This is a genomic window from Flavobacterium gawalongense, assembly GCF_007097265.1.
Lineage (GTDB): Bacteria > Bacteroidota > Bacteroidia > Flavobacteriales > Flavobacteriaceae > Flavobacterium > Flavobacterium gawalongense.
Genome location: NZ_VJZP01000004.1, coordinates 123,801 through 144,656, shown reverse-complemented (window position 1 = coordinate 144,656; position 20,856 = coordinate 123,801). Strand labels below are relative to the sequence as shown.

The following is a 20,856-nucleotide window of genomic DNA, read 5'->3' as shown; positions in this document are numbered from 1 at the left end:
GATTACGGTACAAAGCAACATCTTAACAGGAACATATACCAACACATTCGACAGAGAGGTCGAGAACGTCGACGGAAGTTTAAAAATTCAAAATTTTAAGCCCAGTCTTTGAAAAATTTCATAAAATTATCTTTGTATTGATCGGTGACAGCAATGGTGATTTTGTCGATCTGAACGGAATTTTTTGTAGCTGATTTTATTTTATCCAGAGATACAATATAAGACCTGTGAATTCGCATGAATTTATTTTCAGGAAGCTTTTCTTCAAGCGATTTCATACTTGTCAGCGACAATAGTGGCTTGTCTTCGCTGAGCCGGAATACTTTTACATAATCTTTCATGCTTTCTATATAAATGATATCATCGACTGCGATTCTAACGAGCTGATATTCAAATTTCAGATAAATGTAAGCTACTTCAGTTTCGGGAATTGGCGGATTAAATTTTTGTACTTCCTGTTCCGGGTTTCGGATGAGCTCGAAATAACCCAGTGCCTTTGCAACCGATTTACTGAAATCAACAAAACTAAAAGGTTTAAGGAGGTAATCAAGTGCATCTACCTTGTAGCTATCAAGCGCATACTGATCAAAAGCCGTTGTAAATATGATTCTTAAATTCCCTTTTACACGGTATTGTTCTACAATCTTAGCCAGTTCAATTCCATTTATGTCGGGCATTCGAATATCAAGAAAAATTAGGTCAATATCCTGTTCATGGATTGCTTTTAATGCTTCGATGGCATTCGAAAACTGTCCCACTAATGATAAGGATGGCGTTTGTTCGATATAAGAAACTATAATCTGTAGTGCCAGCGGTTCATCATCAACCGCGATACATTTTAATATCATGAGATTTGTAATTTTAAGATTACCGTGTATTCCATTTGAAGGGTATCTTCATTAGTGACTAATTCGTACTTGCCGGGATAAATCAAATCGAGTCTTCGGCGGGTATTGATTAAACCAATTCCGTTGCCTTCTTCTTTACTTATGGTTTGATTTTCAAATATAGAATTGCGGACTTCAATTTGTAGCAATTTTTCAGACTGCTCAATTCCGATATAAATATAGCTTGGATAAATACCGCTGATGCCGTGTTTATAGGCATTTTCGATAAAAGGTAAAAACAACATTGGTGCTACGGTTACATCCTTGATATTTGTCGGCTTTTCAAATATTACCTGCACTTTATCCGTTATTCTCAGTTCCATAAGTTTAAGATAATCGGCAACAAAACCTATTTCTTTACTTAGCGTTGTCAGATTGTTTTTGGTATCATAAAGAACATAGCGCATCATGTGCGACAAGGTATATATGGCTTCCCGTGCCGGTTGATTTTCTGTTCCTGCCAAGGCATAAATACTGTTCAGGATATTAAAAAAAAAGTGAGGGTTGATTTGCGATTTAAGGAATGATAATTCCGAAGTGATTTTTTCTTTTTCAAGATTTTGACGCACTTGGGTTTCCGCTTGCAGTTTTTTGGCAACACTTATGACAGTGCTGGCTCCCACCATTAATAAGGTTATTATGATTTCGCTTAAATTTGAAATCAAAGCACTATGCATATTGTCTTTTTTTGAAATTTTAAAATGTTTTCTTAGTATCGCATCAAGGTCTAAGAGTGTATTGAAAGCATTGCTAATGTATAGAACGGATAGTAGTAGAACGCATATCGCAATAATGAAAAAACCGTTCTTGCCTTGAAATAAAAGGGTAGGAACAATTATTTTATAGGTGAGATAGAACACTGCAATCCATAAAACATACATGAGACTTTGCTTTATCCAAAATTCCATAGGAAAGCTAAAATTCATATACAGTGGCATACTTTGGACTATAAGCAGTCCAAAAAAGAGTAAAGCTTTTGAAAAAATCGAAATATCTTTAACTGAAAATGGTTTCATCAGGTACAAATTAAAAATAAATGTACGGAATAAAAGAAGTCCTAAAATGAAAATCGACAGTTTCCTATAGAATGTCGATAGATAGCCCTAGTTCATCTGAGAAAAATTAAATGCATCTTATTAATTCGCTGATTGAGATGAATGTGTAAAAAATTATTTATAAGCTTTAGCAGGGAATTCTATTCGTTTTTAATCAGGTCAACGAATTTTTGGGAAATATAAGAACAGTTGCAAATTTTTAGGCATAAAAAAGCCCGACATTGCGGTCAGGCTTCAAAGTTCCTTCTCTAAGATAAGAACCTATATAAATTAAAGGGACTTTAAATAATCGATACTTTTTTTCAATGCTATTTCAGGGGATTGTACCATATCTTGTTCAACGAAGAAATGCTCAACACCATTTTGTTTTGCAGTAGTAAGTATTTTAGGCAAATCTAACACACCTTCACCACATGAAGTCATGTATGGAAAAAGGCTAATCCATTGTGATGAATCACCACCATCTCCTGCGAATCTTTTTACTTCTTTCATGTCTTTTATATGCACCATTTTATACCTGTCTTTGTGCTTTTTGAATAATTCAACGGGATCTGCTCCACCGGCTATTGTCCAATAAAGATCCATTTCAAAATAAACCAGGCTAGGGTCAGTTTGGTCAAAAATAATATCTAATGGCATAACGCCATTCACATTGTTTAAACCATAACCATGATTGTGATATGCAAAACGAATTCCTTCTTTCTTGGCTTCAGCACCAATCGAGTTGAATTTTTCTGCTACTCGTTTATAATCGTCCAAGGTTTTTCTTTCAGCATCCGGAATGGAAGGAAGTACCACATATTTTGCACCAATTAAATGAGCCGCTTCAGCTAATGAGCCCATTTTGGTTGATAATGTATCCAAATCGGTATGCATGGAAGGAATACTAATGCCATTTGATTTTGCGGCTTTAAAAAAATCAGCAGCTGTTTTGTTAAAGAAGCCACTTCCTTTGAATCCTAGTTGGAGTGTAACAGCATTCCATGAAGCTTTTGCTTTTTCAGTACTGAATTCATAAGGTCCAAAACATTCCACTTCTTTGTATCCCATTTTGGCTAACATAGCAAAAGCACCATCAAAGTCATTCTCTAACATTTTTGGTATAGAAAATAAACCCAAGCCCACTTTATTGATTAATGGAGTTTTGGCAAACAGTTCATTTGCGTTTACTAAAGATGCTACAGAAAATAGGGCTGTGCTTTGAAGAAATTGACGACGTTTCATAGTAAATAATTTAGAACCTCTAATTTATTCAATTATTTGGTAATAAAAATTATTTTATATAAAAGTGATGCCTTTTTTTCGAAATTTAAAAATCAGGAAGCGCTAATTTTTGGACATAAAAAAAGCCCGACATTGTGAAATAGATAAAAAAGCAACCCTTCTTAGACATAGAACCAAGGAGTATGACTAGCAGTAAAATCAATACTTTACGTTATTTTACTTTTTTTATGTTGCCGAATTGTATGCCTATTGTATTAATTTAATGTATTGTATACAAGGATAATAATGAATCACCCCCATAATTTATTAAATGCAGATTGTTTTCACCAAATTGTAAAATAATCATTTTGATAAACTGTATATTTGAATTCAGTAATTATTAAACTTTTTTTCTATTAATGGAGTTACAATTAGAAAGTCTTAAATATCAGGATATAGCCGTTCAATCTGTTGTGAAAATTTTTGAAGGGACAGAAAAAAACACATTCGATAACTCTTGTAAAGAGGGTATTCGTTCTAATAACAATACTCTTTCTTTGCATGAAGTTGAGAGTAATATTAAAAACATTCTTTTAGAAAACGGAATATCGGAAGAAGTAGCTAACCTTTCAAACGATAAAGATATTTGCGTTGAAATGGAAACAGGAACTGGTAAAACCCTTGTTTACGTAAAGACTATTTATGAATTATTTAAACATCACGGATTTACCAAATTTATCATTTTAGTGCCGTCGGTTGCCATTCGACAAAACATTATTGGTACATTCAAATCATTCAATAAGCAACTAGAAAGTATTTATGGGTTCAAACCTAATGCTTTTGAATATGACAGTAAGAAACTTCAAAAGGTTACCCAATTTATTGAAGACCAACATCCACAAGTGATGATTATGACTTTGGCTTCTTTCAATTCCGAAGACAAAATTTTGAATCAAGCACAAAGAGAAGATTTATTCAATAACAAACCCTTCATTGAAGCCATTGCCTATACCAATCCTATCATTATTATGGACGAGCCACAGGAAGGAATGGATACGGAAAATTCTATAAGACAAATTGCAAAACTGAATCCATTATATAAAATCAGGTATTCCGCAACTCACAAAGTGATGAAAAACTTGTTGTACAGATTAACGCCTTATGACAGCTATAAAGATGGTTTGGTAAAGAAGATAGAAGTCTTAACAGTTACTGAAAAGAATGATGAAGCAACACTTAAAATTGAGTTGGCGGAGATTCAATTTGGTAAAGGAGACCCAAAAGTCAAATTGAAAGCGTGGCATTTGAATAAATCGACCAATAAAATTGATTTTAAAGTAACTGGCTGGCTCAATCAAAATGATAATTTAGGAGACAAAACCAACAACCCAAGTTATTTGAATTATACTATTGCCAATATTAATAAGAGTTTAAAAACGGGTTTGACTACAGTAACATTTTCAAATGGTACTGAAATACTGGAAAAACAAATTTCAGGGGGTTTAGCCAATATTTGGGCTTTGCAAATAGAGTGGTTGATTCATCGACATTTTACGAAATCTCAAAAATTAGAATCGAAAGGGATTAAATGTTTGTCTCTTATTTTTATTGACAGAGTTTCAAATTATATGGGGGAAACCCCAATTATAAAAAACCTGTTTATAGAAAAATATAAAGGGATTTATCCTGAATATAATCAGGGAAAAGTTCCGTCAAATGAGCATATTCAAAGTATTCAAGGATATTATTTTGCGCAAAAAGCAAGTGGAGAATTTGCCGACAATGAAGGGGGCGTTAAAGAACAAAGCAAAATTTATGAATTGATTCTAAAAGGGAAAGAGGAATTACTTACACTCTCAAATCCCGTTCAATTTGTATTTTCCCATTCTGCTCTTGGTGTTGGTTGGGATAATCCGAATGTTTTTAATATTGCCACATTAAATAATTCGTATTCCGAAATTAAAAAACGTCAAGAAATTGGGCGTGGATTGCGTATTTGTGTCAATCAAGAAGGACAAAGAATTTATGATGCTTTGGATGTTGATGATAATGAACGTATCAATCAACTTACGGTTATTCCTAATGAAACTTACGAAACCTTTGTTACCCAATACCAAGAAGAAATCAAATCGGTTTTTGGTACGACAAATGCGGGTGCAGGAATGACTCATACACACAAAGGCGATGCTATGGACGCGGTTAAATTTAAAAGAAACAGTTCCGCAGAAATGGACAAAGCTTTTAGAGAATATTGGACAGCACTGGCAAAGAAAACAGAATACACAATCGCTTTTGATGAAGAAAATTTAATTACATCAGCCAGTGAATTTATTTCCAAAATAACAATTCCAGACTTTGTAATTGAAGCATCAAGCCATTTAATTCATAGTATTACCGAAGAGGGAAGAACCGAAACTTTTGGGGGAACTGATAAAGTAAAGCAAAAGTCCTATTTTACCCCTTTGGATTTGATTGAAGAGTTGAGCGAGAATACGGGTTTGAGTTATACCACGCTGTTTAGTATTGTAACGAGATTGACCAACTTAAATGAAATGGTAAAAAATCCACCTCGATTTATTCACGAAGCTTCAACAATAATTCGCAATGTAGAATTAGATGAAATGATTCGTGGATTGGATTATAATTTAACAGGAGAAAGTTATCCTTTTGATTTTGATGATTTTGTAAAGAATATGCCTACTACTCGTTTTGTTGAAACCCCAAATAAAGGTGTTTTTGACAAAATGATAATTGATAGCGATGTCGAACGCAATTTTTCATTAGGAGCAGATGCAGCTGCCGAAGTGATTTGTTTCCTTAAACTACCCAGTTGGTATAAAATAAGTACGCCAATAGGGAATTATGAGCCTGATTTTGGACTCGTAATGAAACGTAAAAACTTGAAAAACGGGAATGAAAAGGAATTCTATTTTGTAATAGAAACCAAAGGAACAAATGATATAAATGATAAAAAAGCATTGACCGAAAGCGAGATTTATAAAATACGATGCGCTATGAAGCACTTTGAAAAGCTTGGATTAGAGGTGCATTATAAAGCTCCAGTCAAAGAATTCACTTATTTTAAAACCGAAGCGGATAAAATTATAAACGCAATAATGTAATTGATTATCACTTTCCTGATGTCAGGAAAGTGATAATTATAGATAAAGAAATATAAGATGTCCGATATTTTCGGACATCTTAAAAATATAATAGTTATGGAAAAAGAAACAAGCATAAAACTATTCGAATCAAAACAAGTTCGTTCTGTTTGGAATGATGAAGAAGAAAAATGGTATTTCTCTATTGTTGATGTCATTGGAGTACTTTCGGAGAGTGAAAACCCTAACAATTACTGGAAAGTATTAAAAAACCGTCTTAAAAAAGAGGGAAGTCAGTTGGTTACAGATTGTAACCAACTGAAAATGCAATCTTCTGATGGTAAATTTTACAAAACCGATGTGGCTGATACTGAACAGCTTTTTCGTTTAATTCAATCTGTTCCTTCTCCAAAAGCGGAGCCTTTTAAACTTTGGTTGGCTAAAATGGGGCGTGAAAGAATGGATGAAATAGTAGATCCGGAAATTGGATTTGACCGTTTGATGGAAACCTATCTCAAAAAAGGATATTCTAAAGAATGGGTAAATCAACGTTTAAAAAGTATTGAAGTTCGCAAAGAACTAACAGACGAATGGGACAAGAGAGGTGTCAAAAAAGGGCAAGAATATGCCATACTTACGGATGAGATTACTAAAGCTTGGACAGGTATTTCGACCAAGCAGTACAAGGAATTAAAAGACCTTAAAAAAGAAAATCTTCGTGACCACATGACTAATCTTGAATTAGTGTTAAATATGTTAGCTGAGGCAACCACTACGGAAATTTCGAAAAAGAAAGAACCTAAAACGTTCAAAGAAAGTAAAGTAATTGCCAAACAAGGTGGAACAATTGCAGGAAATACAAGAAAACAAATTGAAGCCAAGATTGGAGACAAAATTGTAACCAGTAAAAACGCAAAAAGTTTAGAAAACAAGAAAAATAAAGAAATAGAATAATGGAAACTATCAACGATTATATGCCATTAAGTACCGATTGGAACAACGAGCGTTTACAGATTTTAAAACAACAATTTCCTGATTGGTTTACCAGTGAGGGAAGTCTCAATATTGAAGAAGTAAAAAAAGCGGTTAATCCTGATAGTGTATCCGAAACGGAACGCTATGAATTTCGTTGGTTTGGCAAAAGCCAAGCCAAGCGCAATGCTTTTACGGCAAGTAATGCTACATTGGTTTATGACGAGCATAGAAGCGTAAACCCAACGGAAAGCGAAAATATAATCATTGAAGGGGAAAATCTCGAAGTATTAAAACTATTGAGTGGCAGTTACCGTGAAAAAATAAAATGTATCTACATAGATCCACCCTACAACACAGGGAAGGATTTTGTGTATAGCGACAATTTTACCCAGGATAAAAAAGCCTATTGGCAGGATGCGGAAGTATTGGAAAATGGAGTGAAAATTGATACCAATGCCGAAACCGATGGACGCTATCACTCCAACTGGCTCAATATGATGTATAGCCGATTGCTTATTGCAAGACAGTTACTCAAAGAAGATGGGGTTATTTTTATCTCTATTGATGATAATGAGGTGCATCATTTGCGAAAATTATGTGATGAAGTTTTTGGGGAGGAGAATTTTGTAGCAAATTTTATATGGAAATCTAGGCAAAACAAAGATAATAGAACTATTACAGGAGCATCAATTGACCATGAATATATTATTTGTTACTCAAGAAATAACGAAAGTAAAGCTTTAAAAGGTAGTGAACGAAAAGTTGAACAATATACTAATCCTGATTTAGACCCAAGGGGTGACTGGGCAAGTGGAAATATGGTTGGGATTTTGCCAGAAAATCTTAGACCAAATTGTCATTATGATTTGACAAACCCTAATACTGGAATTAATTATGGGAAGCCTAAAATGGGTTGGAGATATGATATGAAAACTATGAGTAGGCTTATTGAAGAAGATAGGATTTTGTGGCCAAATTCTATTGAAGGAAGACCTAGAAGAAAAGTGTTTCTTGATGAATTATCTGATAGTTTTACTGGGTTTTCTTCGATTATTGGTAAAAATATTTTCACAAGAGATGGGACAAAGGAGGTTGATGATTTGTTTAATTATAAAGCATTTGATTTTCCAAAACCTCCGTCTCTAATTGAAGAATTGATTAGTCAAGTTACCGAAGAAGATGATGTTGTTTTAGATTTTTTTGGTGGTTCAGGCTCAACAGGACAAGCTGTGTTTGAATTAAATAAAGATAATGATAATCGCAAATTTATATTAATTCAAATTCCTGAAGTAATAGATAGTAAAAGTGAAGCATACAAAGCCGGTTACAAAAAGATAAGTGATATCACGATAGAACGTAATAAAAGAGTTATTGCCAAAATCATTACAGAAAAGGAAAGTCAACAACCTGATTTGTTTGCAGGAGATAAAAAGGAAGATAAATTAAAAGGATTGGGTTTTAAAGTTTTCAAACTGCAAAAATCTAATTTTCCAAGAGTTGATTTTGCACCAAATCCAGAATTTAATGAAACGGAAAACATAGAATTACTTAAAAAGTATATCGCTGAAAAAGAAAGTCAATTGGTAAATGCCTTCAATAAAGAAGAGCTGTTAACGGAGATTTTATTGAAAAATAATTTTACGCTTAATTATACCGTAACGGCACAAGAACAGTTTAAGAAAAATGAAATTTTACTTGCAACAGATGACAACAAGGAAACTTTGATTTGTCTTGATGTGAGTATAGAACCCGAGACGGTTGACTATTTTAAAGTTAATACAGGGCAAAAGTTCATTTGCTTGGAACGTGCGCTAGATACAACCAAGAAATACAATTTGAAGCATTATTTAGGCGATAAATTTAATGCGTTTTAAGGATGGAAAACACCGAAGCTAAAGAAGGTTTAGAAAAAATAGACAATGCTGAAGTTACTGTAGATTTACAGGTTACAAGTAATGCTAAAAACGAAGTAATTGATAAATGGAACTATCTATTAATCAATGGCAAGTACAAAACAGTTGAAGTACAAAATCCTAATTTCGAGAAAGGAGTTCTAAATTCTATTAAAGATTTAAGGCCTTTTAATAAGAAAGGAGAAGATGAAAAACCAATTACTCCAACTGTTCAGGATGCACTTAATCTTAAAAGAGATATTTATACTTCATTCTTTAGAAAGCCTTTCAAAAACTTCCTGATTCTTACAGGAGCAGGAGCTTCTATGGATGTAAAAGGTCCTTCGATGAAGGAATTATGGGACATAGCTAATAAAAAATATCTAATAACGGATTTACTTGATGGTAATACTGAAGAAAATGGATTTGAGATTATTTGCGGAAAAGTTAAACATAATTATACGGACACAAATTTAGAAACCCTGCTATCTAAAATTGAAGGAACTATTCATTTTAATGATGACATAGAAATTGAATTAGATAAAAAGAAAGTTAAATTATCCGATATAAAAAAGGAATTATTTGATATTATAAAAAACAAATGTTCGATTCCATGTCCCGAAGAGGCAGAAAAATTTCCTCATAAAGTTCTTTTAGAAAAATTATTACAGAGAAAAGTAACAAGTCCAAGAATTAAAGTCTTTACTTTAAATTACGACCTACTTTTTGAGTATGCATCTGAAAAAATTAATGCAATTATGATTGATGGATTTTCTTTTACTTTTCCTAGAACTTTTAGTGGTCGATACTTTGATTATGATATTGTACAAAGAGAAAATAGTAAAGTACAAGAGGAAGATAATTTTATTCAAAGAGTTTTTCATTTACACAAATTGCACGGTTCTGTAAATTGGGAAAGAAATGGAGACAAAACCATAATAAAAGAAAATGCAGTAAAACCTCTAATGGTTTATCCAAGAGAGGCTAAGTATGAAGATTCTTATGACCAACCATTCTTTGAAATGATGGCTCGCTTTCAACGTAATTTAAGAATTAACAATGATACGTTGTTATTGTGCATTGGATATAGTTTTAATGACAAACATATTAATTCTGCTATTGAAGAAGCTTTAAATCAAAACCCAAGTTTTCGTTTAGCGATTATAGATCCTGGATTTGATAATAAAAATATTGCAACATCTTTACAAGAAATTAAAAGATTAGCGCTCCAAACTGAGCGAATATTACTGGTCTCTGAAACATTTTCTGATTTTGCAGATTACTTTCCAGAAATCGGAACTTATGAAAATAATGATTTACCAACTATAAACCTGAGAAATGAGCGAACTAAAGATTAACCCATTTAGACATGAGTATTTTCTTGGTTACATCAATCAAGTATTTCCTCAATATGTAAAAGTTCATTTTCCTTCCTCAATATTACTAAATGGCTTTACTCATTTTGGAGAAGAATTTAATGGTGGATTAGTGGGTAGTTTTGTTATTATAGAAGGAGATAAAAATGGTTTTTTGGGTAGAATAACTGAACTATCTCTTCCTGAATCAGAAAGACTTTCCTTAAACGAAAAAGCTTTTCAAACAAGCGATTTTCATCCCACTGGTAAAATTGAAATTCTCTTGTCATTCGACCTTTACGAACCATTGAAAGTAAAGAAGGGCTTAACTTCTTATCCTAATATTGGTGCTAAAGTATTTGTTAGTTCTGGTGAACTTGTTCAAGAATATATGTCAAGATTTGGTGCGAAAGATGGTGAGAGTTCTATACCTATTAAATTGGGTCATCTAGTATCAAGTCCTTCAACTGTAGTTAAAGTAAATTTGCAATCTGTTTTTGGTCGTCATTGTGCTGTTGTAGGTACAACTGGAGGAGGGAAAAGTTATACTGTAAGCAAATTAATTGAATGCCTTATAGAAACTGGAAATAACGCAATTTTAATCGATGCGACTGGGGAATATAACGGTACTTATGACGGTCTAGAAACAATTGAAATTGGTGATGGAACGCACGTATTTCATTATTCTCAATTAACAATTGATGATTTATTTTATTTATTTAGACCATCAACAAAAGTTCAAGCTCCAAAACTAATGGAGGCCATACGTTCATTAAAGATTGTATCCTTAAACAAAGGAGTTAGTCTATTTAAAAAAGTTTCAACACCAAATACACTAAATGTTCAGACAAAAATAGAGAGCGATTTATTGAAAAAATCAGGTTCAGATAAAAGACCATATGAAGAATTTTACTTTAGAAATATTTCTAAAATTGAGAATGAGTTTTCAAATTTTAATATTGAAAAATTGACATATCAAATAACTGAAGAATGTGTTTGGGATACTGGAGCTAGAACAATTAGTGGCGTCCGAACAACTATACATGAAGAATGGGGAGGTAGAAACGACGGAGATGTTTCTCATTGTATAAGTTTAATTTCTAGAATTAATAATATTATTAATAACGCTACTTATCAAAATATTTTTGGTTTCAAAAAGGATCTAGACGAAAAAGATTTAACCAAAACTATTGATGATTTTATATTAAGTGAGAAAAAGATACTTAGATTGAATTTTGGAAATATCCCATTTGATTTTCAGGTTAGAGAAATTCTTGCAAATTCTATTGGTAAGTATCTGTTAAGCAAAGCCAGACAAGGGCAATTTAATCCTCAAAAAGATTCTATAAATAAGCCATTAGTTGTTTTAATTGATGAGGCTCATCAATTCTTAAATAAAACTGTTAAAGATGAGTATTTTGAAGTAAAGCCTCTTGATGCTTTTGATTCAATTGCTAAAGAATGTAGAAAACACGGTCTGTTTCTTTGTATCGCAACTCAAATGCCAAGGGATATTCCCCAAGGAACATTAAGTCAAATGGGAACTTTCATAGTGCATAGGTTAATTAATCATAATGATAAGGAAGCAATAGCTAATGCTTGTAGTTCAGCTAATAAAAACACATTAGAGTTTTTACCCATTTTAGGAGAAGGAGAAGCCATATTAACAGGTGTAGATTTTCCAATGCCAATTATTATGAAGTTTGACAAGCCCATTAATGAACCTAATTCTCAAACTCCTAGTTTAAACAAAAGAGTATAAAATATATAGATTATGCAATCCTACTTCGGACATATATTTCTACCAAAAGAAAATGACTTTAAAGAAATTGAGTAAATAAAAAAAGACTGCCCTCTCTTGAATCGCCATGAAGCACTGATTTCGCTAAAGCCTTAAAACAAAAAAGACCTTACATTGCTGTAAAGTCTTTTTAAAAAGCTCCCTCTCTTGGGCTCGAACCAAGGTGTGTGACAAGCAGTAAAACCAAGACTTTACGTTGTTTTACTTTTTTATGTTACCGAATTGTATGCCTTTTTTATTATTCCTATTTAAAGACTCTTACAAGATACACTAATAATAGTTATTCTTTTTGATGCTGGGTTACTTCTGTTATCATAGATATGTCTAATAGATTTACTAGGCAAACCCATAGTGCCATTTCCTGTATTTGTAGCATTTGATAATTTCCATTTATAAGAAACGGTATAATTATTAGATGAATCATTTGAAGCAAGTGTAGCTACGTATCCATTTAATGAAATTGTTATTATCTCAGCGCAAAATTTATCTTTTACAACGGTTGCTATAGAACTGTTTATTCTACTATTGGCTAAATAAATCAAATCCATTTTTACAAACATATTGTTTCCACTATTACCAACGGTTCCTATAAATTCTTCTACAGCTTTTACTTCCTTCTTTAATTGTACTAATTTTTTTTCTTCATACTCTGAGTTTTGATCATCATCAATTGTTTTTTGAATTTCATCAGACAAATAATATGCTTTTCTTTTCAGATCTTCACATTTATTTTTATCCATAATATTCGTTTTAAACTCATATACAATTTGAGTAAGTTGAGAATCATAGTCATTTGAATTTTTATTTTCTTTTGAAAATGAGAGCATTAAAAATGCTGAAATAAGTATATATAATTTCATTTTTTTTTATTTAATTAGTTTATTTTTTTTATGCCATAGCAGTATAGTAGTGCTTATTAAAAGCAGATTAAGATCTTATTCTGATTCTGAAAAACTTAAGAAATAATCTGAATTATCTATAATTGCTATATGGTATATTGTCTCAGTTGATTCGCTATCTTCATCTTTGCGATTTTTAATTGTAATCATAAATGTTGTGGTAGCTCCTTGATATGTTTTTTTGATTTCGCCATCAAAAACGCCACTGTCGATTAATTTACAACCAAATGATTTAATTCTCGTTAAATAGGAATTATATTTTGAAGTATTGAATATTTGTAAATTTATCCTTCTTACATCAGTAGAATCCGAACGGTAATAGTGGAAGAATGATTCTGCATCGTCGCTATATTCCTCTTTTTTATAGGCGAAGGCAACACCACTTGGACTCTCATTATCTCCCTCTTCACTTGATAAAAATGTCCAGCCTTTTAGCGAGAGATATTCTTCTACATTAGCAATGTCATTTTTCTAAGACTTATCAGTTCCTCTAAGCTGAGATTTTGAGAATAGTTTGTTAATGAAAAACAAAAGAGTAAAAAGATAAATATTCTTTTCATGTGGTGTGATTTTAATTAGGGACTGTTATTTTATTTTCTTTAGAACCTCTAATAAATCTGGAATTTTGCTGACTTGAGTTTCTGTCCAGAAATAATAGTTCAACTGTCCTTCTTTTTCATAATTATTCAAGCTAATGGAGATTTTCTTTTCTTTTTCATCAACCAGATATGAAAAGGTCATTTCTTTCGCTTTAAAAATGTACTCCGTTGATTTCTTTTTAAATTTCAAGTCTAAATTAGGTATTACATTGGTTTCAATAAAACTTATAAACTCATCTATTTCGTCTAATCCTACCCAAGCTGTCTTAAAAACTTCTGGTTTTTTAATATACATGTCTAATTGCAAAGCGTTTTCTTTTTCCTTCGTTTTCAAGTTAATCACTTCAATAGGATAAAACTTTACATACTCACCAATACCTGAGTTGAATTCTGCGATGGTACTCCAGTCTTTGCTGATTTGGGTGAATTGTGCCTTGTCTATGAATTTTCTTGTAGAAGATTCTTCATTTTGTGCAAAACAAAAGACAGAAATAAGTAGTAATAACAGTGTGTTGATTTTTTTCATAATAGTTTGATTTTGGTTTTAAACGATTAAAATAATACTTACAAATATATTTGAAGGAATTAGTATTACTTTACGGTTTCCCGTAAAGCGTAATTATAACAATACAAGTTATTAATTGAATACTACAATTGTAAAGGAACAAGTAAATTACTTTGATTGCAATACCCAGTTTTAGTGATATTAAATAAAAAAAGACGGTTTTTACACCGCCTTTAATTTTAGGAATATTTCCAAATAAATCCGCCGCTTTGATCTCTTTCTTTACGACAACATCTAGAGATGCAGGTTTTGCTTAATCCTGATTTTCTACTAGCCTCTGCTACGGAAATGTATTGAGCTAATAAATTACCATTTAGATTATATTGTAAAACCTCTTTTTTTCTATTATCAGAGTCTGGAATAAATTTTTCTTTATATTCATAACTCCATAAGTATCCTTTTAAAGTATGGTTTACATTCCAACAAGCTTTGCTTATAGACTTTTTTGTTGCATTTACTGATGTTGCTGCGGAAGTTAAATCTTTAAATGAATTAATTGGAGTGCCATCTAAATTATATTGATAAACTGTTTTTCTGAATCCTCCGCCGTGATCGGAATTGTAACCATCCTCAACAGCATTGTTCTCCAAAATATATTTAATTTCCTTGGCTGCTAATTCATCATTATTACAAGCGGTATCAATAGCTTCCCAAGTGAAAGCTTCGGGACCATAAGTCCCGATTGCTTCTTGAAAATAACTGCCAACTTTTTTATTAGCTTTTTGTATGTGGTCTTCTTTACGTTCCTCAATACTTTTGGTAGTTGCACCAATATAAACCTCGTCAGTAATTGTGTTTACTGCTTTGTAGATTATACTATATTTCATTTTGAATGGTATTGGAGTTTAAAATAAAAGTATATTTTCCGCCTGAAGAATTTGTTGAAAAATCAACTCCTTTTTTACTGGCATATATACTTAGCCATTTGTTGATTTTGTGTGGAGATGTTTCTTCCATTTCAGGATATAAAACCTTGAAATCGCTTTCAAATTGTCTTTTGTCTATTGACGTGTCATTTTGCACATAGGCATCGGCATAGGTTACAAACTGCTCATTCAATCCATCTAAGAATTTGTTGTTGGCTAAATTAATGTGTGGTACTTTGTATAACCCGTATTGCAAATATGATTGGCAACAACTCATCATAAAATGGTAAAATTTACTCCATTCATCTTCGTCCCATTGAGAACCAAAAAATCGATTTCCAAATTCCATTTCAGGAGTGAAATTTTGATTATAATAATTATTAACTTCAAATTCATGTCTACGTCTTTCATCAGAAGGACCTCCAGGACCTGAAACGTAGTAATTTGCGGTGATTAATAATTTAGGGGAGTTTTTGGAATCAATATGGAAAGCTTTTTCTCGTTTACGCTCCACTTCAATATCAGATGTAATCATTGGAAAGAAGTTTTCGAAACTATAATCCCGTTTTAAATCGTCATAGACTATCAGATCTGTGGTTAGCTCTACTCTTTGATTTTTAAACCAACTACCCTGTTTTATATCCTTTGCATCAAAAATTACTACTTCTCGACATTCTTTCAATGCCGTTGACAAAAGTGTTTTTCCAGTACCGCCGTGAGCTTGGTTATTTTGTCCCATTTTCTCATCGTAAAGGATAATTGCTTTAGGTTCCCCAACTTCTTTGTTACGATGCAATAAATACCCTAAAATGCTTTTTAAGGCTAATAACCTTTCGGTGTTTTTTCCTGTGATATTCTCACAGAATATCTCAAACTGTCCCTTCTCCGAAGGGTAAGTAAATGATTTTTGTTTAATTCTATCTTCCCAAATCGGATTTTCTAGAATTGAATAATCACAATAGAATATTCCATCTTTATTTATTTCGCAATAACAATTTTTAAAATAAAATCTCGAACTTTTCATATCGTCTCGATCATTTATGTTTTCAATTGAGGGAAGCAAATCCATTTTTTTAGATGTAATATAACTTCCAACCCCCTTAACGAATACTTCTAAAACCTCAAGTTTTTTATTTTCTAAAAGGTAGTTTTTAACTTCATTTGCCATTTGCCCTTCAGTTGCTAGACTTAACCTATTGTTAGTCATTTTAGCTAAGACATAGTTGTTTTCTTCGATTTCGACCCTAACATAGCCTCTTGAAGCTAGGAAGTCTAATAATCCCACTTGTAGTATCTTTGGAGCTTCGTTTTCTGTCCAAAAGATTTCTTTTTTTTCTTCTTTTTTATTCATATTTGTTTTTTAAACCTGCTCTTCTTAAAATAGTGGAGAAGAACTCGCCACAGTTGTTTGGAGTACATTTGCTCTAACAACGGTGTAAAGGTAAAAGCAACAAAAAGTTTTAACAGGGGCAATTATTTTGTACCAACTGTAAATCAATGAGTTATTGTTTTAATGTGTAGAGATCTTCGTCAGATAATAGGTTTTTAAGACTTTCAGCAGCAGTAGTTATTGATTTGTCTCCATTTTTAAAACTGGCTAACAGTTTATTTGCCAATTTAATTTCTTTGTAAGAATCATCATTTTCACTATAATATTCAAATGAATTTTCGATAAGTTTTCCTAATTCATTATCATACTTACTTTCGGTTAATCCCTTTTGTTTTAATAAAAAAAACAGACAAATAATTTCTGATCTAGATAATCTTAGTTTAATTTTATTAGAATGATTAATAACGTTATTCCATATTTCGTGACTGTAAATAAATTCAATTATTTTCTCATTTTCATTCAGAAGAAGCACCTTTAAATCTTCTTTTACAAATTCAGTTTTAGAAAGAATTAAATTTAGTTCCTTTAACACTTTTAGTTTTTCGTCCAAATATAATTTACATTCTGATGATTTATATTTAAATGATTTTTCTATTTCTAAATTAATATTTCTAATTTCTTGGTCAGCTATAAATGGAATTTTTTTGGGTAAAAAATCTTTGTAGAAATAAATAGTATGATATGTCTGATCCTCATAACTGGTCATTCGTTTATATATTATTTCAAAATCCGTTTGCTTTATACTTGACAATAATAATTCTGGTGTTAGACTTGGTGATCTTTCATCGTAATTTAAAAATCTGTTTTTTAGATCTAAAAAAGTATCTTCATTCTTAAAATCTAGTATGGAAGGGATAAAAATCATAGAAAAAAGTTGACGTCAACTTTGACAAGTTATTTATTAAAAAAAGGGTAACGCAATCTAATGATTTTAAGCTACCCATTTTAACTTAGCTAAATACTTTTTCAGTGGTTTTTTGTTAAAGCAGAACCGTCTCAAAAGTTTGATTATACAAAATACAGCATAACTGCTTGTTTAACTATACCAGTATCTCAAAATGATAATAGTAATACGCTTTAGTGTCAATTATAAACACCGTTTTCAACTCAATTGTGACTTTAATTTCATCTACAAACACAAATTGTCCTGTTTTGAGTGTACCGATGTCTTGTAAAACCTGTACTTCAAATGGACAATACAGTTTTATTAAGGTGTTTTTCCACGTAATAACATAGATTTCTTTTGGAGAACTGTATTTTAACAGCTCTGCCAGCTCTTTTTTTGTCATTTTTTAATGTAATTAACTCTATTTTTTAGACGTTATTTGGTGTAATAAATGCTACTAAAAGCTATGATATATTAATGGAGGAAGTAGTTCGGAATTTGATTTTCAATGGAATTCAGGAGGTTTTGTATAAACCCATATGCATTGACGTTCCGTTCTAAATTACTGTCGATATAATTTGACTTACAACTTTCAGTTGCCAAATTGTAAATGTTCCAGAAGTTGATAGTCCCATCTTTAGATTTAGAAAAATGAGCATCAGTATGGTAATCCCTTATGATAATATTCAACTGGGTATCATTTATCGCTAATGGAAATAACGTCTGTTTTTCTTCTTTACTTAAGTAAGGAAACAATTTCATCTTGCCAATCAAATGAGCAAACTGGATTTCTGTTAATGAATATTGAAACATTTTTTCCAAATTTATTAAATGCTCCTTCTTTTTATAGTTGTTAATCAGCTCGAAAATCTTGGCTTTTAATTCCAAAATAGAACTGACACGTAGATCTTCTTTGAGTCCATCAGTACTTATACAAAGATTAGTGCATACGGTATTTTGAAAGCCTACGAAAATTTTGAAACGTTCAAGCGATTTTTTACTGAAAAGGTTTTCTTGGTTGTAACTTCTCACTCCTCCAATGGTTAAATTGAGTCTGTTTCCATTGATAATTTCACTAATTTCAGGTATTTCAATTACAAAAGCCATACGTTCGTAATACAATGTCTTTTCGTGCTCTAACAATTCTTTTGCAGGCTTTGCAACAGCAGAAGGAATTCTACCTTTAATTTGATGACTTACCCTTATTTCAGGCTTTAAAACACCTTTATAGTCTAAAATTTCTTCGACAACTTCTTTAGTACTTTTGATAAATTCAAAATGGCTAATAGTTGATTCGTTGTCTTTAGCAAATACAGGAATAATGCATTCCGATTTGAGATGCTCTAAATCTACTTGTACAGTATTTGCTTCAATAAAGTTTCTTTTTGGAAATACTATGATTTCTTCCTCATCTATTACTTGATGGATTGGATTATTTAATACTAAATTCATTTTCTTGTGGATTAGGTTGTTGAATAATTTGTTCGTTTGAGATAATCTGATTGTTAAGACCTTCTAATGCTTCTTTACGTGCTACGATTATTGGATATAGTTCCTTACTTAAATGCGGATATTGAGCATAAATTATTTTTAAACTCTCGTCGGTTGTACAGGAATTGATTTCGTTTTTAATTTCATCTATAGAAATGCCGTCATTGCTCCATTCTATTAAACGTTTCCCAGTACTAGAGTTGATGATAAATTCTGGTTTTCCAGAAAATAATCCAGTTCTGTCTTTAGATGATTGCACAAGATGATTATCATTCAGGAATTCAAAGTTTACTGTAAGTTCATACTCGAATCCTTCTCTTGTAATCTCTTTCATTCCTAGTTTACTCACTTTGGTTTTACCATCAGAACCTTTATCGATGCTATAATCTACCTTTCTTCTGCTGGTAGTAATGATGTGGCATTTAGATAGAATAATGGCATCTATAAAAGCGTTATGTCTAGGAGTAACTTTAGCCCAGTCTTGGAATCTTCCGCCTAATTGTTCGTGTATTTCTAAACATCCTCCTTTTGATTGCCATTCGTGGCTGATACTGTCAATGATTATTACAGAAATGTCTGCTTCTTCACATACTTGGATGGCTTTAATATAGCGTTCAGGCATAAAAGGTTCCCCTAATGACAATACATTGAAATTTCCCAAATGAGAGTAAAGACTTGCGGAGTTGTTCTCTGTATCTATCAATGCAATCTTCTTCCAGTCGTTGGTCATTCCATACGCCATTAATAAGGCTGAATAGGTTTTACCAAACCCACTAGGACCAGATAATCCAATTCTTAATTTTACTTGATGTCTTTGAGCAATTTGTAATTTCATAATTTTTTATTATTAAGTATTAATTAAAAAGTTATATGACATACATTTTTAAAATAAAAAAAGGAACCCCATTGCTGAAGTTCCTTAATTATGTTGTCTAGTTTTGAGCTGTTTTAGTACACCTCTTCTGGTTTAACAACGTTATCATTAATGATAGCGTCTTCATCGGATAAATATTCATAACGATGAGTCATTTCTACAATTTCTCCTGTTGTACGATCAGTATAGTCGTAAGGGTCAACTTCTACTTTTCTAATCTGTCCAGGAAGTTGAGTGCCAATTAATGACTTACACGTAATTTCGTTAAATGTACACGCAAGATTTGTGGTTTTTGCAGTAAGATAAGTTCTTCCACTTTCTTTACTTTTAATAGCTTCAACTCCACCTTGAACAACAAGTGAATAAAATTTTTCTCCATTTTCTTTTTGGAATGCCTTGTAATCTACAATTGTAACCATAGTTTTAATAATTTATAGGATTAAACAAATGAATTAAAATCAGCAATAATTTGGATACAGTATTTTTAAATATCCAAATATCACTGGGCGGGTATATCCCAAAATTTGAATCAAGTGGGGCTGACCTATCTGTTAGTTCATTTATTCGATCCAAAAAAAAATTAAAAAAATTAAAAAAATTTGGAAATTATTTGTTGAACATTTTGCCTTAATAAGGCGGTAAAGTACTTTATCTTATAGTGAAGTTGATTTGCGGGTTAACAAAACATATAACTCCTAAAATCCAAGCTGTAATTCTTGCATTTAGGACAGTAGTTATTTACTTGATTCAATTTCAAATCAAAATTTTGAAAAATATATTTTCCTTCATTGTCTCCTTTGAGTTGTTCATCTGTGTAAAAAATGTAATCTGGATTATCTTTTTCTAACTTGTAATTTACACTTTCCAATTCTTCAGTAGTTTTGTCATACGCTGGTACGGGATTAAAAGTTTGAAAATCGAATCTCCCTCCTCCATATCTAAAACTTGTCTCGTAATTGCAAATTCTACAGTTCGCTTTTAGTATCTCTGCCATAGTATTGATTATTTTCTGAATTT

General features: G+C 31.8%; 18 protein-coding genes. 5 read left to right on the top strand and 13 right to left on the bottom strand.

What is annotated here, in order from left to right; all coding sequences use genetic code 11:
* Nucleotides 1–95 precede the first annotated feature (95 nt).
* The 3 genes from FNW38_RS04165 to FNW38_RS04155 form a co-directional block, all read right to left on the bottom strand.
* Complete coding sequence (locus FNW38_RS04165) at nt 96–848, bottom strand: LytR/AlgR family response regulator transcription factor (protein ID WP_144064506.1); 753 nt, start codon at nt 846–848, stop codon at nt 96–98.
* Nucleotides 845–1,903 (bottom strand): sensor histidine kinase, encoded by a 1,059-nt coding sequence (locus FNW38_RS04160; RefSeq protein WP_144064505.1) that lies wholly within the window; start codon nt 1,901–1,903, stop codon nt 845–847. Before FNW38_RS04160 ends, FNW38_RS04165 begins: the two co-directional genes overlap by 4 nt.
* A gap of 309 nt (nt 1,904–2,212) precedes the next feature.
* Nucleotides 2,213–3,166, bottom strand: a complete 954-nt coding sequence (locus FNW38_RS04155; protein ID WP_144064504.1) for a sugar phosphate isomerase/epimerase family protein — start codon at nt 3,164–3,166, stop codon at nt 2,213–2,215.
* Between the two features lie 398 nt (nt 3,167–3,564).
* Here FNW38_RS04155 and FNW38_RS04150 point away from each other — a divergent pair, with 398 nt between their 5' ends.
* From FNW38_RS04150 to FNW38_RS04130, 5 genes are all read left to right on the top strand, one after another.
* Nucleotides 3,565–6,267, top strand: coding sequence for a restriction endonuclease (locus FNW38_RS04150; RefSeq protein WP_144064503.1), 2,703 nt, complete (start codon nt 3,565–3,567; stop codon nt 6,265–6,267).
* Between the two features lie 96 nt (nt 6,268–6,363).
* Nucleotides 6,364–7,200 (top strand): BRO-N domain-containing protein, encoded by an 837-nt coding sequence (locus tag FNW38_RS04145; protein ID WP_144064502.1) that lies wholly within the window; start codon nt 6,364–6,366, stop codon nt 7,198–7,200.
* The gene (locus FNW38_RS04140) at nt 7,200–9,095 is read left to right on the top strand and encodes a site-specific DNA-methyltransferase (protein ID WP_218043821.1); all 1,896 of its coding nucleotides are present in this window, start codon (nt 7,200–7,202) and stop codon (nt 9,093–9,095) included. Before FNW38_RS04145 ends, FNW38_RS04140 begins: the two co-directional genes overlap by 1 nt.
* Before the next feature lie 2 nt (nt 9,096–9,097).
* Nucleotides 9,098–10,471, top strand: a complete 1,374-nt coding sequence (locus tag FNW38_RS04135) for an SIR2 family protein (RefSeq protein ID WP_144064501.1) — start codon at nt 9,098–9,100, stop codon at nt 10,469–10,471.
* The gene (locus FNW38_RS04130; RefSeq protein ID WP_218043822.1) at nt 10,452–12,230 is read left to right on the top strand and encodes an ATP-binding protein; all 1,779 of its coding nucleotides are present in this window, start codon (nt 10,452–10,454) and stop codon (nt 12,228–12,230) included. Before FNW38_RS04135 ends, FNW38_RS04130 begins: the two co-directional genes overlap by 20 nt.
* A gap of 287 nt (nt 12,231–12,517) precedes the next feature.
* Here the strand turns inward: FNW38_RS04130 and FNW38_RS04125 are convergent, their stop codons facing one another.
* From FNW38_RS04125 to FNW38_RS04080, 10 genes are all read right to left on the bottom strand, one after another.
* Nucleotides 12,518–13,129, bottom strand: a complete 612-nt coding sequence (locus FNW38_RS04125; protein ID WP_143387078.1) for a hypothetical protein — start codon at nt 13,127–13,129, stop codon at nt 12,518–12,520.
* A 624-nt stretch (nt 13,130–13,753) separates the two neighbouring features.
* Nucleotides 13,754–14,293: a hypothetical protein gene (locus FNW38_RS04120; protein WP_143387080.1), complete on the bottom strand. Its 540-nt coding sequence runs from the start codon at nt 14,291–14,293 to the stop codon at nt 13,754–13,756.
* 218 nt (nt 14,294–14,511) lie between these two features.
* On the bottom strand, nt 14,512–15,159 hold the full coding sequence (locus tag FNW38_RS04115) for an NUMOD1 domain-containing DNA-binding protein (protein WP_144064500.1): 648 nt from the start codon (nt 15,157–15,159) through the stop codon (nt 14,512–14,514).
* Nucleotides 15,149–16,549 (bottom strand): primase-helicase family protein, encoded by a 1,401-nt coding sequence (locus FNW38_RS04110; protein WP_144064499.1) that lies wholly within the window; start codon nt 16,547–16,549, stop codon nt 15,149–15,151. Before FNW38_RS04110 ends, FNW38_RS04115 begins: the two co-directional genes overlap by 11 nt.
* A 151-nt stretch (nt 16,550–16,700) precedes the next feature.
* Entirely contained in the window at nt 16,701–17,453 is a 753-nt protein-coding gene (locus tag FNW38_RS04105) for a hypothetical protein (RefSeq protein ID WP_144064498.1), read from the bottom strand.
* Between the two features lie 175 nt (nt 17,454–17,628).
* Complete coding sequence (locus tag FNW38_RS04100) at nt 17,629–17,877, bottom strand: hypothetical protein (RefSeq protein ID WP_185963077.1); 249 nt, start codon at nt 17,875–17,877, stop codon at nt 17,629–17,631.
* Nucleotides 17,878–17,948: 71 nt separating this feature from the next.
* Nucleotides 17,949–18,926: a DUF3871 family protein gene (locus FNW38_RS04095; protein ID WP_144064497.1), complete on the bottom strand. Its 978-nt coding sequence runs from the start codon at nt 18,924–18,926 to the stop codon at nt 17,949–17,951.
* Nucleotides 18,907–19,800: an AAA family ATPase gene (locus tag FNW38_RS04090; protein ID WP_144064496.1), complete on the bottom strand. Its 894-nt coding sequence runs from the start codon at nt 19,798–19,800 to the stop codon at nt 18,907–18,909. Before FNW38_RS04090 ends, FNW38_RS04095 begins: the two co-directional genes overlap by 20 nt.
* Before the next feature lie 113 nt (nt 19,801–19,913).
* Nucleotides 19,914–20,258, bottom strand: a complete 345-nt coding sequence (locus FNW38_RS04085; protein WP_144064495.1) for a hypothetical protein — start codon at nt 20,256–20,258, stop codon at nt 19,914–19,916.
* Nucleotides 20,259–20,515: 257 nt separating this feature from the next.
* A complete protein-coding gene (locus FNW38_RS04080) occupies nt 20,516–20,833 on the bottom strand; it encodes a hypothetical protein (protein ID WP_144064494.1) in 318 nt (105 codons plus the stop codon).
* Nucleotides 20,834–20,856: the final 23 nt, after the last annotated feature.

Coding starts and splice junctions, on each gene's coding strand:
- FNW38_RS04145 (WP_144064502.1), top strand. CDS start 6,364: ATGGAAAAAGAAACAAGCATAAAACTATTCGAATCAAAACAAGTTCGT.
- FNW38_RS04090 (WP_144064496.1), bottom strand. CDS start 19,800: ATGAAATTACAAATTGCTCAAAGACATCAAGTAAAATTAAGAATTGGA.
- FNW38_RS04080 (WP_144064494.1), bottom strand. CDS start 20,833: ATGGCAGAGATACTAAAAGCGAACTGTAGAATTTGCAATTACGAGACA.
- FNW38_RS04110 (WP_144064499.1), bottom strand. CDS start 16,549: ATGAATAAAAAAGAAGAAAAAAAAGAAATCTTTTGGACAGAAAACGAA.
- FNW38_RS04130 (WP_218043822.1), top strand. CDS start 10,452: ATGAGCGAACTAAAGATTAACCCATTTAGACATGAGTATTTTCTTGGT.
- FNW38_RS04100 (WP_185963077.1), bottom strand. CDS start 17,877: ATGACAAAAAAAGAGCTGGCAGAGCTGTTAAAATACAGTTCTCCAAAA.
- FNW38_RS04140 (WP_218043821.1), top strand. CDS start 7,200: ATGGAAACTATCAACGATTATATGCCATTAAGTACCGATTGGAACAAC.
- FNW38_RS04125 (WP_143387078.1), bottom strand. CDS start 13,129: ATGAAATTATATATACTTATTTCAGCATTTTTAATGCTCTCATTTTCA.
- FNW38_RS04095 (WP_144064497.1), bottom strand. CDS start 18,926: ATGAATTTAGTATTAAATAATCCAATCCATCAAGTAATAGATGAGGAA.
- FNW38_RS04165 (WP_144064506.1), bottom strand. CDS start 848: ATGATATTAAAATGTATCGCGGTTGATGATGAACCGCTGGCACTACAG.
- FNW38_RS04120 (WP_143387080.1), bottom strand. CDS start 14,293: ATGAAAAAAATCAACACACTGTTATTACTACTTATTTCTGTCTTTTGT.
- FNW38_RS04105 (WP_144064498.1), bottom strand. CDS start 17,453: ATGATTTTTATCCCTTCCATACTAGATTTTAAGAATGAAGATACTTTT.
- FNW38_RS04115 (WP_144064500.1), bottom strand. CDS start 15,159: ATGAAATATAGTATAATCTACAAAGCAGTAAACACAATTACTGACGAG.
- FNW38_RS04150 (WP_144064503.1), top strand. CDS start 3,565: ATGGAGTTACAATTAGAAAGTCTTAAATATCAGGATATAGCCGTTCAA.
- FNW38_RS04160 (WP_144064505.1), bottom strand. CDS start 1,903: ATGAAACCATTTTCAGTTAAAGATATTTCGATTTTTTCAAAAGCTTTA.
- FNW38_RS04135 (WP_144064501.1), top strand. CDS start 9,098: ATGGAAAACACCGAAGCTAAAGAAGGTTTAGAAAAAATAGACAATGCT.
- FNW38_RS04155 (WP_144064504.1), bottom strand. CDS start 3,166: ATGAAACGTCGTCAATTTCTTCAAAGCACAGCCCTATTTTCTGTAGCA.
- FNW38_RS04085 (WP_144064495.1), bottom strand. CDS start 20,258: ATGGTTACAATTGTAGATTACAAGGCATTCCAAAAAGAAAATGGAGAA.